Source organism: Microbacterium sp. NPDC097977 (assembly GCF_040302605.1).
Classification (GTDB): domain Bacteria; phylum Actinomycetota; class Actinomycetes; order Actinomycetales; family Microbacteriaceae; genus Microbacterium.
Window position 1 is genome coordinate 27,274 of sequence record NZ_JBEOUR010000003.1, and the last position, 15,661, is coordinate 42,934.

Genomic DNA, 15,661 nt, shown 5'->3' on the forward strand with positions numbered 1-15,661 from the left:
CGCCGACGGCTCCGGCGCGCCGCACGTCACTCCACCCGGAACAGTCGCATCGAGGTGCCGGGGATGGGCAGGATGTGCCCGGGGGCGAAGGTCTCCTCGACGGTGCTCGGACGCTCGTCGGCGCTCGACCACAACGACACGAAGCGCGTCGCATCCTCGAGGTCTTCCGGCAGTCGCACGTCGATCGGGGACTCCGTGCCGTGCACGATCAGCAGGATCCGGTTCGCCTCTTCGCGATCGGGCGTCGACGCCGCGACGTACTGCAGCGTGCGGTTGCCGGGGTCGGTCCACTGCTCGCTCTCCATCGTCTCGCCGTTCTGGTCGAACCAGTCCATGACGGAGGCGTTGGGGATGTGCTCGCCCAGACGCGCGTACCGGCTGGGCCGGAGGGCGGGATTCTCCGATCGCAGTCGGATCAGCCGCGCGACGTGCGCGCGCAGGTCGTCCTGCCACGGCTCCGGTTCCCAGCTCAGCCAGGTCAACGCGGAGTCCTGCGCATAGGCGTTGTTGTTGCCGCGCTGTGTGCGTCCGACCTCGTCGCCGGCCGTGAGCATCGGGATGCCCGCCGACAGCAGCAGCGTTCCCAGCAGGTTCCGCAGGGCCTTGCGGCGAGCGGCGAGAATGGCCGCATCGTCGGTCGGACCCTCGATCCCGTGGTTGAACGCGCGGTTCATGTCGGCGCCGTCGCGATTGTGTTCGCCGTTGGCCTCGTTGTGCTTCACGTCGTAGGACACGAGGTCGTGCAGGGTGAAGCCGTCGTGCGCGGTGACGAAGTTGATGCTGGCGAGCGGACCGCGCTCGTCTGCGAAGGTGTTCGACGATCCGGCCAGTCTGGTCGCGAACCCGCCGACCCCGACCGGGGCGGAGGCGCGGCGCGCGTAGTCGATGTCGCTCAGCCAGAAGTTCCGCACGCGATCGCGGTAGCGGTCGTTCCACTCCATCCAGCCGCGGGGGAAGTTCCCCGTCTGCCAGCCGCCCATGCCCACGTCCCACGGCTCGGCGATGAGCTTGGTGTCCTTCAGGATCGGATCGTTCGCGATGGCGGTGAGCAGCGGATGATCCGGGGTGTACGTATGCGCGGAGTCACGAGCGATCGCCGCCGCGAGGTCGAACCGGAACCCGTCGATCTGCATCTCCTCGGCCCAGTAGCGCAGCGAGTCGAGGACCAGTCGGGCGCCCGCGTCGGTCGAGGTGTCGAGCGTGTTGCCGCATCCGGTGGTGTCGATGTAGGCGCCCGAGGCGTCCTGCCGGTAGTACGCCGCGTTGTCGATGCCGCGGAAGCTCGAACGGGGTCCGCCGAGTCCTTCCTCGGACGTGTGGTTGTAGACGACGTCGAGGATGACCTCGAGGCCCGCCTCGTGCAGCAGCCTGACCATGCCTTTGAACTCGGCGAGGACGGCTTCAGGGCCGCCCTTGCGGGCATCCTCGGTGGCATAGGCGTTGTGCGGGGTGAAGAAGTTGAGGGTGTTGTACCCCCAGTAGTTCGTGAGGCCGCGTTCGAGCAGACGGGGCTCGGGCACGAAGGCGTGCACCGGGAGCAGCTCGATCGAGGTGATGCCAAGCTCGTGGAAGTACTCGATCATCGCGGGGTGGGCGAGACCCGCGTAGGTGCCGTGCAGAGCCGGCGGGACATAGGGCTGCCGCTTGGTGAGTCCCTTGAGATGTCCCTCGTAGATCACCGTGCGATCGAGGGGGATGCGCGGCTTCGCCGACTGCCCCCAGTCGAATCCGTCGACGATGACCACCGACCGCCACTCCTCGTATCCGTCTCCCTGGGCGAGACCCCGGGCGTAGGGGTCGAGCAGCAGGGTCTCGGGGTTGAACGTGTTTCCGGGGCCGTGGGGGCCGCCGACCCTGATCGCGTAGCGTGTGCCCGGCTGCAGCAGCTCCGTCGTGACCTCCCACACACCGCCGGGGAGTCGCTCGAGCGTCGCCTGATCGACCACCCAGTCGAGGTCCGTGGCGTCGAAGACGACGAGCTCGATCGACGAGGCGTTCTGCGACCAGACGCGGAGCGTGCCGACGCCGTCGTGGAGGCGGACGCCGAGGTCGTCGAGTACAGGACCGCCGGGCACGGTGAAGTCTCGGTTCGCGGGCATGAGTACACCTTAGAGGTCCGGGCCATGGTGCCAGGACAGGGTGCGCCGGGGTGCCTGCGAGCCGGGAGCCCCAGAAATGCGGGAGAGTGGAGGGATGCAGCACTATCTCGACCACGCGGCGACCACACCGCTGCGCCCCGAGGCGCGGAGCGCATGGCTGGCCGCGAGCGAGACGGTGGGCAACGCGTCGTCCACCCACGGCGCGGGCCAGGACGCGCGGCGACTTCTCGAGGAGTCGCGCGAGCGTGCGGCGGCAGTGCTCGGCTGCGATCCCATCGAGGTCGTCTTCACCTCCGGGGGCACCGAGTCGATCAACCTCGCGGTGCAGGGGCTCTGGCATGCGCGCCCCGTGGACACCGATGCCATCGTGATGCCGGATGCCGAGCACCATGCGACCGTGGACACGGTCGAGGCGCTGCTCGCGGCGGGGGCGACCCTGCGCGCCGTTCCGGTGGATCGCACGGCCGCGATCGATCTGGGCGTCTTCTCCGCTCGGCTGCCCGGCGCGGCACTGGCCACCGCGCTGATCGCCAACAACGAGGCGGGGACGATCAACGACGCGGCCGCGCTGGCGGCCGCGGCGGCCGCGGCGCGGGTCCCGCTGCACCTCGATGCGGTGTCCGCGCTCGGGCACGTCCCGCTCTCGTTCCGCGGGCTGCGCGGCGACGCGCCCGACGCCGCAGGTCTCGTCGCGATGAGTGTCGCCGGCCACAAGATCGGCGCCCCGGTCGGAGTGGGCGCGCTCGTCGCGGCACGGACGGCCCGTCTCGCCGCGATCCTGCGCGGAGGCGCGCAGCAGCGTGGTCTGCGTGCGGGGACCCAGGATGTCGCCGGTGCCGCTGCGTTCGCCGTCGCGCTGGAGCTCGCCGAGGCTGAGCGGGAGGCCGAGCATTCGCGACTGCAGACGTTGCGGGATCGTCTGATCGACGGCATCCTGCACCGCGTGCCGCAGGCGCGGCTCCTGGGCGATCCCCACGAGAGGCTCCCCGGCAACGCGCACTTCCTCTTTCCCGGCGCCGTCGGCGAGAGCCTGCTCTTCCTGCTCGACATGGCCGGCATCGCTGCGTCGACCGGATCCGCCTGTCAGGCGGGAGTGGCGGAGCCGTCGCACGTGGTGATGGCGATGGGGCGCAGCGAACAGGACGCGCGCAGCGTCCTCAGGTTCTCCCTCGGGCGCACGTCGAACGATGACGACATCGATGCGGTGCTCGACGCCATCGCCGATGCGTACTCGCGCGCATCCGGCTCCGGCTCAGCCGAGCGCTCGTAGACTGGCAGCATGAGGATTCTTGCGGCCATGAGCGGTGGCGTCGACTCGGCCGTCGCGGCCGCCCGCGCCGTCGACGCCGGCCACGACGTCGTCGGCGTGCATCTTGCTCTCTCGCGTGCCGGCGGCACGCTGCGCACCGGAAGCAGGGGCTGCTGCACGATCGAGGATGCGCTGGACGCCCGTCGTGCGGCTGATCTGCTCGGCATCCCGTTCTACGTGTGGGACTTCTCCGAGCGCTTCCGCGACGATGTGATCGCCGACTTCGTGTCGGAGTATCAGGCGGGTCGCACTCCGAATCCCTGCATGCGCTGCAACGAGAAGATCAAGTTCGCCGCGCTGCTCGAGCGCGCGATCGAGCTGGGCTTCGACGCGGTCTGCACCGGGCACTACGCCACCCTGATCCCGACGGACGCCGGCCTCGAGCTGCACCGCGCGGCCGACAACGCGAAGGATCAGTCGTACGTGCTCGGAGTGCTGACGGCCGAGCAGCTCGCCCATACCTACTTCCCGCTCGGCACGACGCCCTCGAAGGCCGTCGTGAGGGCGGAGGCCGCGGAGCGCGGGTTGACCGTCGCGCAGAAGCCCGACAGTCACGACATCTGCTTCATCCCCGACGGCGACACCCGTGGCTGGCTCGCCGAGAAGGTCGGCACGGCGACGGGCGAGATCGTCGACCGTACGGGCGAGATCGTGGGGTCGCACGAGGGCGCGCATGCGTTCACCGTGGGTCAGCGTCGAGGACTCAAGCTCGGAGTTCCGGCGGCGGACGGCAAGCCCCGGTTCGTGCTCGAGGTGCGACCCGTCTCGAACACGGTCGTGGTCGGTCCGAAGGAGGCGCTCGCGATCCGCGAGATCTCCGGTGAGCGATTCAGCTGGGCCGGGGCGGCTCCGGTGGAGTCGGAGTTCGAGTGCGAGGTGCAGATCCGCGCCCACGCCGAGCCCGAGCCCGCCCGCGCCTTCGTGTCGTCCGACGGCGTGCGCGTCGAGCCGGAGCAGCCGCTCAACGGCGTCGCACCGGGGCAGACCGCCGTGCTCTATGTCGGCACCCGCGTGCTCGGTCAGTTCACGATCGACCGCACGGTCTCGGCGGTGCCGGTCGACGCGTAGCGCCTCCCTCGGGATGTCGGTGGCCGCTCGTAGACTGGGGTAGTGCCGGAGAACATCTCGCTGGAAGACGCCCGTATCGAAGCCGAGGAGCTGACCACTCGCATCCTCGATGCGAAGGACGCGTACTACGGGCGCGACACCTCCGTGGTCGACGACGCCACCTACGACGGCTGGATGCACCGGCTCGAAGAGCTCGAGCGGCTGCATCCGGAGCTGCAGGGCCAGGATTCTCCCACCCAGATGGTCGGCGCAGCCGAGGTGACGGGACTCGCGACCATCGAGCACGCCGAGCGCATGCTGAGCCTCGACAACGTGTTCTCGATCGACGAGCTCCGTGAGTGGGCCGCGAAGACGCGCGCCGCGGCAGGACGAGATGTCGACTGGCTGACCGAGCTCAAGATCGACGGACTCGCGATCAATCTGCGCTATGAGAACGGAGTCCTGACGTCGGCGGCGACGCGGGGCGACGGCCGGGTCGGCGAGATCGTCACCGAGAACGCGCTGCGTCTTTCCGAGATCCCCCGGGAACTCCGCGGAGACGGTCATCCCGAGATCGTCGAGGTCCGCGGCGAGGTGTTCATCCCCGTGGCCGCCTTCGAGCGGCTCAACGCCGCTCAGGCCTCCTTCCGCGACAGGGCGTATGCCGAGGCACGGGCCCGCTGGGAGGTCAGGGGCGGGGCGAAGAAGCCGTTCGATGAAGAGAAGGCTCGCACCGCGGCGGCCCGGCGCTTCCCCTCGTTCGCGAATCCGAGGAACGCGGCGAGCGGCGGTCTGCGTCAGCAGATCGACAAGAAAGACGGACTCGAGCTCGAAGCGGGGATGCTGCGGATCGAATCCCTCGCGCTCTACGTGCACGGCATCGGTGCATGGGAGAACCCCCCGGTGGCCGCGCAGAGCCAGATGTACGACACCCTGTCCGAGTGGGGGCTGCCCACGAGCCCGCACACCAGGGTCTGCACGAGCATCGACGAGGTCGCGGAGTTCGTCGAGTACTTCGGAGAGCACCGGCACGACATCGAGCACGAGCTCGACGGCATCGTCGTGAAGGTCGACGAACTCTCCCTGCACGATGAACTGGGAGCCACGAGCCGAGCGCCGCGCTGGGCGATCGCGTACAAGTACCCGCCCGAAGAGGTGCAGACGAAGCTCCTCGACATCGTCGTGTCCGTCGGGCGGACCGGGCGGGCCACTCCCTTCGCGGTGATGGCTCCCGCGCACGTCGCGGGGTCCGTCGTCAGACAGGCGACACTGCACAACAAAGACGTCGTGAAGGCGAAGGGCGTGCTGATCGGCGACACGGTCGTGCTGCGCAAGGCGGGCGACGTGATCCCCGAGGTCCTCGGACCGGTCGTCGAGAAGCGCGACGGCACCGAACGGGAGTTCGTGATGCCGGTCGACTGCCCCGAGTGCGGCACGCCGCTGCGTGCGATGAAGGAGGGCGACATCGATCTGCGCTGCCCGAACGCGCGCTCATGTCCCGCCCAGGTGCGCGGGCGCGTCGAGCACATCGGATCCCGCGGCGCTCTCGACATCGAGGCGCTCGGCGAGGTCACGGCGGCCGCGCTGACGCAGCCCACGTCACCCGTCACACCCCCTCTCGAGACCGAGGCGGGGCTGTTCGCACTGACCCTGGACGAGATCGTGCCGATCGAGCTGTTCGTGCGCGATGCCGAGACCGGGCTCCCCAAGGAAGACGACGACGGACTGGTGAAGACCAGGGCGCCGTTCCGCCGCAACCCGACCGCGGCCGAGAAGAAGTCCGGCCTCGAAGGGCCTCAGCCCTCGTCCCAGGCGCTCACGCTGCTGGCGGAGCTCGAGAAGGCCAAGACGAAGGATCTCTGGCGTCTTCTCGTCTCCTTGAACATCCGTCACGTCGGCCCCGTCGCCGCGCGTGCGCTCGCGCAGTGGTTCGGCTCGCTCGACGCCATCCGTGCGGCGTCGCGTGAAGAGCTCGCGGCGGTCGAAGGGGTCGGCGGCATCATCGCGGACTCGCTGCTCGCCTGGTTCGACGTGGACTGGCATCAGGAGATCGTGCGGCGATGGGCGGAAGCCGGCGTGCAGTGGTCGACCCCCGGGCACCCGGGGCCCGGCGCGGCGGTCGTCGAGGGCGGTGTGCTCGAGGGACTCACCATCGTGGCGACCGGGTCGCTCGACGGCTACACCCGCGACGGCGCGCAGGAGGCGATCATCAAGGCGGGCGGTAAGGCCGCGTCTAGCGTCTCGAAGAAGACGGACTTCGTGGCGGCGGGGCCGGGGGCCGGCTCGAAGCTCGGCAAAGCAGAGGAGCTCGGCATCCGCATCCTCGACGCCGCGCAGTTCCACATCCTCGTGACCGAAGGGCCGGACGCGCTCGGATGAAGCGCTACGGACCGCTGATCGTCGTTCCCGGCGCGCTGGCCATCGGCGATCCCGGCAGGCACCACCTCCGGCTCACGCCGGATGCGGTGCTGTTCCGGAGGGGTACGGAGAACACCGGGACGGTCGCCTGGTCGCAGGTCGATCGAGTGATGCTCGATGTGCCGACCACACGCTTCCGGCTGCCCGGCCTCGTCAGCACCCTCGTGATCGGCGCTCTGACGTTCCTGACTCTCGACAGTCTCGATCTCGACCCCGACGACGGATCGATCGAGGTGACGATAGGGGGCGAGCCGACCACAGGGCCACTCAGTCGCCATCATGTCGGCGGCTATTGGGCGCCCACGGTCGACGGGGCGCACCGACTGCTTCGGCATCTCATCGCGCATCCCGAGCAGCGCGCGCTGCTCGCGCGCCCGGAATCGCTTCTCGACGTCGCAGCCAAGCTCGCACGCAGATGACCCCCGGGCGGAGCCCGAGGGTCATCTGCACAGCGGCTACGGCAGGCGGTCAGGCCTTGTGCCGCGGCTTGCGGAACGGCTTCTCGTCGCGGTCGCCTCGAGCGGGACGCTCGTCACGGTCGTAGCGCGGACGCTCGTCGCGACGCTCGAACCCACCACGCGCACCGTCACGAGGGCCGTCATTGCGGCGCGCCCCGGGCCCGCGGTCGGGCTTGATCTCGATGAGGCGTCCCGAGATGCGGGTGTCCTTCAGCTTTTCCAGCACCGACGAGTCCATGTTCGCGGGCAGCTCGACGACGGTGAAGTCCGGGCGGATGTTGATCGCTCCGAAGTCATCGCGGCCGAGGCCTCCCTCGTTCGCGAGCGCGCCGACGATCTGACGCGGCTCAACCCGGTGACGGCGTCCGACCTCGATGCGGTACGGCGCGTAGTCACCGCGCCCGCGACGCTCGCGCGGCTCGCGGGTCTCGCGCCGATCGCTGCGGCCGCTGTTCTCACGCGGCGGACGATTGTCGTACTCGACCGCCTTCGACAGGGGGTCGTCGGCGGGGTCGAGGAGCAGCGGAGTGTCGCCCTGCGCGACGACCGCGAGAGCGGCAGCCACATCGGCCTCCGGCACGTCGTGATTGCGCACGTAGTGATCGATGACGTCGCGGAACTTCTCGATTCGCGCGGCATCGCCGAGAGCCGCTGTGATCGCGTCATCGAACCTGGTGAGACGTGTGGTGTTCACGTCGTCCAGAGTCGGCAGCTGCATCTGCGTGGGCTGTTGACGCGTGGCCTTCTCGATGGACTTCAGCAGGTAGCGCTCACGCGGCGTGATGAAGCTGATCGCATCTCCGCTGCGGCCGGCGCGTCCCGTGCGACCGATGCGGTGCACGTAGGACTCGGTGTCCGTCGGGATGTCGAAGTTGACGACGTGGCTGATCCGCTCCACGTCGAGACCACGCGCCGCGACATCGGTCGCGACGAGGATGTCGAGCTTGCTCGCCTTGAGCTGGTTGACGCTGCGCTCGCGCTGCACCTGCGGCACATCGCCGTTGATCGCGGCAGCGGAGTATCCGCGGGCGCGGAGCTTCTCGGCCAGCGTCTCGGTCTCGTTCTTGGTGCGGACGAACACGATCATCCCGTCGAAGTTCTCGACCTCGAGGATGCGGGTGAGCGCGTCGACCTTCTGCGCGTACGACACCACGAGGTAGCGCTGGGTGATGTTCGTGCCCGTCGCGGTCTTCGACTTGATGCTGATCTCTTCCGGCTCGCGCAGGTACTTCTGTGCGAGGCGGCGGATCTGCGGGGGCATGGTCGCCGAGAACAGGGCGACCTGCTTCTCCTCGGGAGTCTGCGCGAGGATCTGCTCGACGTCCTCGGCGAAGCCCATCTTCAGCATCTCGTCGGCCTCGTCGAGCACCAGGTACTGCAGCTGGGACAGATCCAGCGTCCCCTTGGCGAGGTGGTCCATGATGCGGCCGGGGGTTCCGACGATCACGTGCACGCCGCGGCGGAGCGCCGAGAGCTGCACGCCATAGCCCTGTCCGCCGTAGACCGGGAGAACGTGGACGCCCTTCATCTTGGAGGCGTACGACTCGAAGGCCTCGCAGACCTGCAGGGCGAGTTCACGGGTCGGTGCGAGCACGAGGGCCTGCGGGGTCTTCTGCGACACGTCGAGGCGCTCCAGAACGGGGAGCGCGAAGGCCGCGGTCTTTCCCGTTCCGGTCTGCGCCATGCCGACGACATCGCGTCCGGATAGGAGAGTCGGGATCGTCGCGGCCTGGATGGGGGAGGGGGTCTCGTAGCCGAGGTCCTTGATGGCCTTGAGGACGGGGCCGGTGATGCCGAGCTCCTCGAATCCAGGGGTCTCGGGGGCGTCGGTGGGCACAGCGTCTTCAGGAGTCACTGACCAAGGGTAGCGCCTTCCGAGTTCCGGCGCCTGTGAGGGCGCCCTCAGGGGGCGCTGAGCGCGAGGAGCCTCTCTCTGACCTGGCGTCGGAGCACCTTGCCGATCAGGGACTTCGGCAGGTCGTCGACGATGAAGACGCGCCGGGGCACCTTGTACGGAGTGAGGATGCTGCGGGCGTACTCGCGGATGGCCTCGACATCGACATCCGCCGCTCCGTCGACCACGATCGCCGCCACGACCTCTTCGCCGGAATGCTCGCTGGGGAGGCCCACCACCGCCGCATCCACGATCAGCGGATGCTGTCGAAGAGCGTTCTCGACCTCGGTCGGAGCCACGTTGAATCCGCCCGTGATGATGAGCTCCTTGATGCGGTCGACGATCCGGATGAACCCCGCCGGGTCGATCGTCACGATGTCGCCGGTGCGGAACCAGCCGTCGATGAACACGGCGTCGGTCTCCTCGGGCTTGCCGTAGTAACCGGAGAACACCTGGGGTCCGCGCACGAGCAGCTCGCCGGGTGCACCGTCGGCGACGTCGACGGACGGGTTCTCGGGATCCACCACCCGGCACTCGGTGCCGGGGAGCGGAAGGCCGACGGTGCCGGGAACCCTGTTGTCCGCGACCGGATTCGCCATCAGCACGGGAGAGCACTCGCTCAGCCCGTACCCTTCGACGAGGAAGCCGTGCGTGGCGGCCTCGAACGGCACCACCAGATCGTGCGGCAGTGCCATCGCCCCGGAGATCGCCACCTCGATCCCGTCGAGGGAGACCCCCTGGTCCGTCGCAGCCGCGAGCAGGCGGTCGGCGATCGGCGGCACCAGGGGGAGGAACGTCGCCGGATGCTTCTTCATCACGTCGAGGACCAGGTCGGGGTCGAACTTCGGGAACAGCACGAGACGCGCTCCCATCGACATCGCGAAGGTCAGGCACAGCGTCAGGCCGTACGCATGGAACATCGGCAGCACCGCGTACACGACGCAGCCCTTGCCGCGCTGGATCGACGGCACCCAGGCACGGGACTGCGCCGCGTTCGCGAGCAGATTGCGATGCGTGAGCGCCGCGCCCTTCGGCGTGCCCGTCGTGCCGGACGTGTACTGGATGATCGCCAGGTCGTCGGTCGAGGGAGTGGGGTGCGTGGCGGGGAGCGGTGCGGAGCGCAGCAGCGTCTCCCACGCCACGGTGCCGCGGACGCGCGCGGTCAGCGCCGCGCGGGAGTCACGGGCCTTGGCCACAGGCAGCCGGAGTGCGACGCGGGTGAGAAGCGGCATCGCCCGCGTCACATCGACCGAGATCAGATTCGTGACCGCGAGGTCGGCCGGGAACTCCTGGACGCTGGCGACGACCTTGTTCCACACGATCGCGTGCTTCGCCCCGTGGTCCTCGAACTGCTTGCGCAGCTCGCGCGGTGTGTAGAGCGGGTTGTGCTCCACCACGACCGCGCCGAGCCGCAGCACGGCGTAGAACGCGATGATGTGCTGAGGGCAGTTCGGGAGGACGATCGCCACAGGATCGCCCGCACGCACACCGAGATCTCGGAGTCCCGCGGCGGCGCGGCTGATCGCGTCCTGCATCCGCGCGTAGGTGGTCTCCCGCCCGAAGAACTGCAGCGCCGGGGCGTCGGGGTAATCCCTGACCGACGCGGCGACGATGTCGATCAGCGATCCGGACACGGGGGAGAGGTCTTCGGGGACGCCTGCGGCGTAGCTGTCGACCCACGGACGAGGAGGCTGGAACGAGCTCACCAGCTCAGCATAGGGGTGGGGTGTGCTCACGGCGGGGCGACGGCAGGACCGCTGACTACACTGGAAGCGTGTCTGAAATCACCCCTGAACTCGTACGCCATCTCGGCGTGCTCGCGCGCATCCAGCTCAACGACGACGAGGTGACCCGGCTCACGGGCCAGCTCGACGCCATCGTCGACAACATCGCGAAGGTGTCGGAGGTGGCAGGCCCCGAGGTCGCCGCGACGAGCCATCCGATCCCGCTGAGCAACGTCTACCGCCCCGACGTGGTCGGCGAGACCCTGACGCATGAGCAGGTCCTCCAGAACGCACCGGACCAGGCCGACGGCCGCTTCCGCGTCACCGCGATCCTGGGAGAAGAACAGTGAGCGACATCATCCGTCTGACCGCGGCCGAACTCGCCGACAAGCTCGCGAGCCGCGAGATCTCCAGCGTCGAGGCGACCCGCGCGCACCTCGACCGCATCGCGGCCGTCGACGGCGACGTCCACGCCTTCCTGCACGTCAACGAGGGCGCACTCGACGCGGCGGCCGACATCGACGCCCGACGCGCGGCAGGGGAGCAGCTCGGCCCGATCGCCGGCGTCCCCCTCGCCATCAAGGACGTGCTGGTCACGACCGACCAGCCGACCACCAGCGGGTCGCGGATCCTCGAGGGCTACCGCTCTCCGTACGACGCCACCGTCGTCGCCCGCTCTCGTGCGGCCGGACTCATCCCTCTCGGCAAGACCAACATGGACGAGTTCGCCATGGGGTCGTCGACGGAGCACTCGGCGTACGGTCCGACCCGCAACCCGTGGGATCTCGACCGGATCCCCGGCGGGTCCGGCGGCGGGTCCGCCGCGGCCGTCGCCGCCTTCGAGGCGCCTCTCGCGCTCGGATCCGACACGGGCGGTTCGATCCGTCAGCCTGCACACGTCACGGGAACGGTCGGCGTGAAGCCCACCTATGGCGGTGTCAGCCGTTACGGGGCGATCGCCCTCGCCTCGAGCCTCGACCAGGTCGGTCCGGTCACCCGCACAGTGCTCGACGCGGGCCTGCTGCACGACGCGATCGGCGGACACGATCCGAAGGACTCCACGTCGCTGCGCGAGGAGTGGCCGTCGTTCGCGGATGCCGCCCGTGAGGGCGCTCGTGGAGACGTGCTCAAGGGGCTCAAGGTCGGAGTGATCCGTGAGCTGCCCGACAGCGGGTTCCAGCCCGGCGTCGCGGAGTCGTTCCGCAGCGCACTCGCCCTCATGGAGGCGCAGGGCGCGGAGATCGTCGAGATCGGCGCACCGCACTTCGAGTACGGCGTGGCCGCGTACTACCTGATCCTGCCGGCAGAGGCCTCCAGCAACCTCGCGAAGTTCGACTCCGTGCGCTTCGGTCTCCGCGTCACTCCTGACGGCAACCCCACCGTCGAGGACGTCATGTCGGCGACGCGAGACGCCGGTTTCGGTGACGAGGTCAAGCGACGCATCATCCTGGGCACGTACGCACTGTCGGCGGGGTACTACGACGCGTACTACGGCAGCGCGCAGAAGGTCCGCACGCTCATCCAGCAGGACTTCGACAACGCATTCGCCGAGGTCGACGTGATCGCGACGCCGTCTGCGCCGACCACGGCGTTCAAGATCGGCGAGAAGATCGACGACCCGCTGCAGATGTACCTGAACGACATCACGACCATCCCGGTGAACCTCGCCGGAGTGCCCGGCATCTCGATCCCGAGCGGTCTCGCCTCCGACGACGGTCTGCCCGTCGGCATCCAGTTCATCGCGCCGGCGCGGCAGGACGCCCGTCTCTACAGGGTCGGTGCTGCCGTCGAGACGCTGCTGGTCGATTCGTGGGGGGCTCCGCTCCTCACCCGTGCACCCCAGCTCGCAGGAGGGAACCGCTGATGGCCGCCGCCAAGCTCATGGACTTCGACAAGGCCCTCGAACTGTTCGAGCCCGTCCTCGGATTCGAGGTGCACGTCGAACTCAACACGAACACGAAGATGTTCTCGGACGCGCCGAATCCCGCCAACGAGCTCTACCACGCCGCCGAGCCGAACACGCTGATCGCTCCCGTCGACCTCGGCCTCCCCGGGGCGCTCCCCGTCGTGAACGAGACGGCGATCCGTTCGTCGATCAGCCTCGGCCTCGCGCTCGGATGCTCGATCGCTCCGTCGAGCCGTTTCGCGCGCAAGAACTACTTCTACCCGGATCTCGGCAAGAACTATCAGATCTCCCAGTTCGATGAGCCGATCGCGTTCGAGGGATCCGTCGAGGTCGAGCTCGAAGACGGCACGATCGTGCAGATCCCGATCGAGCGCGCGCATATGGAGGAGGACGCCGGCAAGCTCACGCACATGGGTGGGGCGACCGGCCGCATCCAGGGCGCCGAGTACTCCCTCGTCGACTACAACCGCGCGGGTGTCCCGCTGGTCGAGATCGTCACGAAGGTGATCTTCGGTGCGGAGCACCGCGCCCCCGAGGTCGCCAAGGCCTACGTCGCGACGATCCGCGACATCGTGCGCAGCCTGGGGATCTCCGAGGCTCGACTGGAGCGCGGCAACCTGCGATGCGACGCCAACGTCTCGCTGCGCCCGCGCGGACAGGAGAAGCTCGGCACCCGCACCGAGACGAAGAACGTCAACTCGATGCGCTCGGTCGAGCGTGCCGTCCGCTACGAGATCCAGCGCCAGGCGCAGATCCTCGCTGACGGCGGCACGATCACGCAGGAGACACGTCACTGGCACGAGGACACCGGCACCACCTCGCCCGGTCGTCCGAAGTCGGATGCCGACGACTACCGCTACTTCCCTGAGCCCGACCTCGTTCCGGTGGAGCCGGCGCCCGAGCTGATCGAGGAGCTGCGCGCGCAGCTGCCCGAGCAGCCCGTGGCTCGTCGCCGTCGGCTCATGGCCGAGTGGGCGTTCACCGACCTGGAGTTCCAGGATGTGCGCAACGGCGGCCTGCTCGATGTCGTCGAGGCGACGATCGCGGCCGGGGCCGCACCGGCCTCGGCGCGCAAGTGGTGGACGGGTGAGATCACCCGCCTCGCGAACGCGCAGGAGACGGATGCGGCGCAGCTGATCTCGCCGCAGAACGTCGCCGCCCTGCAGAAGCTCGTCGATGCGGGGACCCTCACCGACAAGCTCGCACGCCAGGTGCTCGAGGGCGTCATCGCCGGCGAGGGCACGCCGCAAGAGGTCGTCGACAGCCGCGGTCTGGCCGTGGTGTCCGACGACGGAGCGCTCATCGCCGCCATCGACGAGGCCCTGGCTGCACAGCCCGACGTGCTCGCCAAGATCAAGGACGGCAAGGTGCAGGCCGCCGGGGCCGTCATCGGCGCCGTGATGAAGGCGATGAAGGGCCAGGCCGACGCCGCGCGAGTGCGCGAACTCGTTCTCGAGCGCGCTGCGCAGTAACCGGGTCCCCCGGGCCTCATGTCGGAGGTCCGGGGGACAATGGTCTCATGGGACACGGTGATGGCAGAGGGCGCATCGTCTCGCCCGCAGACGCCGATGATGCCGGTACGAGCATCCTCCATGTCGACATGGATGCGTTCTACGCCGCGGTCGAGGTGCTCGACGACCCGACTCTTCGTGGGCTGCCGCTGATCATCGGAGCGCCGGATGGTCGATCCGTGGTCTCGAGCGCGTCCTACGAGGCGCGCCGCTACGGAGTTCGCGCCGCCATGCCGGTGTCTCAGGCCTTGCGCCTGTGCCCCTCGGCGAGGATCGTGCCCCCGCATTTCACTCGATACCACGAGGTCTCGCGCCAGGTGATGGCGATCTTCGAGTCCTTCACCCCTCTCGTCGAGCCGCTGTCGGTCGACGAGGCTTTTCTGGATGTCCGCGGCGTGCGCCGTCTGTGGGGGAGTCCCGCCCGGATCGCTCAGCTGGTGCGCGAGCGCGTGCACGATGAGGTCGGCATCACCTGCAGCGTCGGGGTCGCCGCGACCAAGCACGTGGCCAAGATCGCCTCCACGGTCTCGAAGCCGGACGGCATGCTCGTCGTCGCCGCAGCCGACACACAGGCGTTCCTCGATCCACGCTCGGTCCGCGCGATGTGGGGCGTGGGGCCGAAGGCCGCTGAGGCACTGGAGGGGCGCGGCATCCGCACGATCCGCGACATCCGCACCGCATCGCGCCCCATGCTCGACCGAGCCGTCGGACCCGCTCTGGCCGCCAGATTGACGCAGCTCGCCCGCGGCGAAGACGCTCGCTCCGTCGAGACCGAGCGCATCGAGAAGAGCATCGGTCATGAGGAGACGTTCGACACCGATGTCACCGATCGCTCGTACCTTCGGGCGGAGCTGCTTCGTCTCGCCGATCGGGTGGGCGCTCGACTGCGCAGGGCGGAATGGGAGACGTCGACCGTCGCCATCAAAGTGCGCTTCGACGACTTCCGCACGCTCAGCCGTTCGCTGACACTCCCGGAGCCCACCGCGGTGAGTCAGCGGATCGGCGAGGCCGCTCAGGCGCTCTTCGACCAGATCGACCGGCGTGACCCTGTGCGGCTCGTCGGTGTGCGGGCGGAGAAGCTGCGGCCCGCCGGAGGGGGCGGTTTCGGTCTTTGGGACGATGACGAGGACTGGCGTCGGGTCGAGGGGGCGGTCGATGACGCCGTGGCTCGCTTCGGGTCGGCGATGATCGGCCGGGCGCGCCACATCGGCCGAGGCGAGGGCCGGGGGTCTGCTCAGCATCCGAAGGCGCACGGAGTGGATTGACCCCTCGACCGTGCGTCGACTGGGCTAGCG

The 15,661-nt window shown here is 69.0% G+C and carries 11 protein-coding genes; 8 read left to right on the forward strand and 3 right to left on the reverse strand.

The window, feature by feature from the left end; translation table 11 throughout:
- Positions 1-26 precede the first annotated feature (26 nt).
- On the reverse strand, positions 27-2,099 hold the full coding sequence (gene glgX, locus ABTZ43_RS01330; RefSeq protein ID WP_350537586.1) for a glycogen debranching protein GlgX: 2,073 nt from the start codon (positions 2,097-2,099) through the stop codon (positions 27-29).
- Between the two features lie 94 nt (positions 2,100-2,193).
- Between glgX and ABTZ43_RS01335 the strand changes: the two genes are divergently transcribed.
- Genes ABTZ43_RS01335 through ABTZ43_RS01350 form a run of 4 tightly spaced genes read left to right on the forward strand, consistent with a single transcriptional unit; the run spans position 2,194 to position 7,292 of the window.
- A complete protein-coding gene (locus ABTZ43_RS01335; RefSeq protein ID WP_350537587.1) occupies positions 2,194-3,369 on the forward strand; it encodes a cysteine desulfurase family protein in 1,176 nt (391 codons plus the stop codon).
- Positions 3,370-3,378: 9 nt separating this feature from the next.
- Positions 3,379-4,476, forward strand: a complete 1,098-nt coding sequence (mnmA, locus tag ABTZ43_RS01340) for a tRNA 2-thiouridine(34) synthase MnmA (protein WP_149423107.1) — start codon at positions 3,379-3,381, stop codon at positions 4,474-4,476.
- Positions 4,477-4,518: 42 nt separating this feature from the next.
- Positions 4,519-6,834 carry an NAD-dependent DNA ligase LigA gene (ligA, locus tag ABTZ43_RS01345; RefSeq protein ID WP_350537588.1) on the forward strand — a complete coding sequence of 772 codons (2,316 nt, stop codon included), beginning with the start codon at positions 4,519-4,521 and terminating at the stop codon, positions 6,832-6,834.
- Positions 6,831-7,292, forward strand: coding sequence for a hypothetical protein (locus ABTZ43_RS01350; RefSeq protein WP_253386027.1), 462 nt, complete (start codon positions 6,831-6,833; stop codon positions 7,290-7,292). Before ligA ends, ABTZ43_RS01350 begins: the two co-directional genes overlap by 4 nt.
- A 49-nt stretch (positions 7,293-7,341) precedes the next feature.
- Here ABTZ43_RS01350 and ABTZ43_RS01355 read toward each other — a convergent pair whose 3' ends face one another.
- Together ABTZ43_RS01355 and ABTZ43_RS01360 are read right to left on the reverse strand one after the other, a co-directional pair.
- On the reverse strand, positions 7,342-9,186 hold the full coding sequence (locus ABTZ43_RS01355) for a DEAD/DEAH box helicase (RefSeq protein WP_350537589.1): 1,845 nt from the start codon (positions 9,184-9,186) through the stop codon (positions 7,342-7,344).
- Positions 9,187-9,233: 47 nt separating this feature from the next.
- On the reverse strand, positions 9,234-10,931 hold the full coding sequence (locus tag ABTZ43_RS01360) for a long-chain-fatty-acid--CoA ligase (protein ID WP_350537590.1): 1,698 nt from the start codon (positions 10,929-10,931) through the stop codon (positions 9,234-9,236).
- A 68-nt stretch (positions 10,932-10,999) separates the two neighbouring features.
- Here ABTZ43_RS01360 and gatC point away from each other — a divergent pair, with 68 nt between their 5' ends.
- From gatC to dinB, 4 genes are read left to right on the forward strand one after another with little or no spacing between them, the layout of a single operon-like run.
- Positions 11,000-11,299 (forward strand): Asp-tRNA(Asn)/Glu-tRNA(Gln) amidotransferase subunit GatC, encoded by a 300-nt coding sequence (gene gatC, locus ABTZ43_RS01365; protein ID WP_056417254.1) that lies wholly within the window; start codon positions 11,000-11,002, stop codon positions 11,297-11,299.
- Positions 11,296-12,813: an Asp-tRNA(Asn)/Glu-tRNA(Gln) amidotransferase subunit GatA gene (gene gatA, locus ABTZ43_RS01370; protein ID WP_056417256.1), complete on the forward strand. Its 1,518-nt coding sequence runs from the start codon at positions 11,296-11,298 to the stop codon at positions 12,811-12,813. Before gatC ends, gatA begins: the two co-directional genes overlap by 4 nt.
- Positions 12,813-14,327: an Asp-tRNA(Asn)/Glu-tRNA(Gln) amidotransferase subunit GatB gene (gene gatB, locus ABTZ43_RS01375; RefSeq protein ID WP_350537591.1), complete on the forward strand. Its 1,515-nt coding sequence runs from the start codon at positions 12,813-12,815 to the stop codon at positions 14,325-14,327. Before gatA ends, gatB begins: the two co-directional genes overlap by 1 nt.
- Positions 14,328-14,374: 47 nt before the next feature.
- Entirely contained in the window at positions 14,375-15,631 is a 1,257-nt protein-coding gene (dinB, locus tag ABTZ43_RS01380) for a DNA polymerase IV (protein ID WP_350537592.1), read from the forward strand.
- Positions 15,632-15,661: the final 30 nt, after the last annotated feature.

Coding starts and splice junctions, on each gene's coding strand:
- mnmA (WP_149423107.1), top strand. CDS start 3,379: ATGAGGATTCTTGCGGCCATGAGCGGTGGCGTCGACTCGGCCGTCGCG.
- dinB (WP_350537592.1), top strand. CDS start 14,375: ATGGGACACGGTGATGGCAGAGGGCGCATCGTCTCGCCCGCAGACGCC.
- ABTZ43_RS01350 (WP_253386027.1), top strand. CDS start 6,831: ATGAAGCGCTACGGACCGCTGATCGTCGTTCCCGGCGCGCTGGCCATC.
- gatB (WP_350537591.1), top strand. CDS start 12,813: ATGGCCGCCGCCAAGCTCATGGACTTCGACAAGGCCCTCGAACTGTTC.
- glgX (WP_350537586.1), bottom strand. CDS start 2,099: ATGCCCGCGAACCGAGACTTCACCGTGCCCGGCGGTCCTGTACTCGAC.
- ABTZ43_RS01335 (WP_350537587.1), top strand. CDS start 2,194: ATGCAGCACTATCTCGACCACGCGGCGACCACACCGCTGCGCCCCGAG.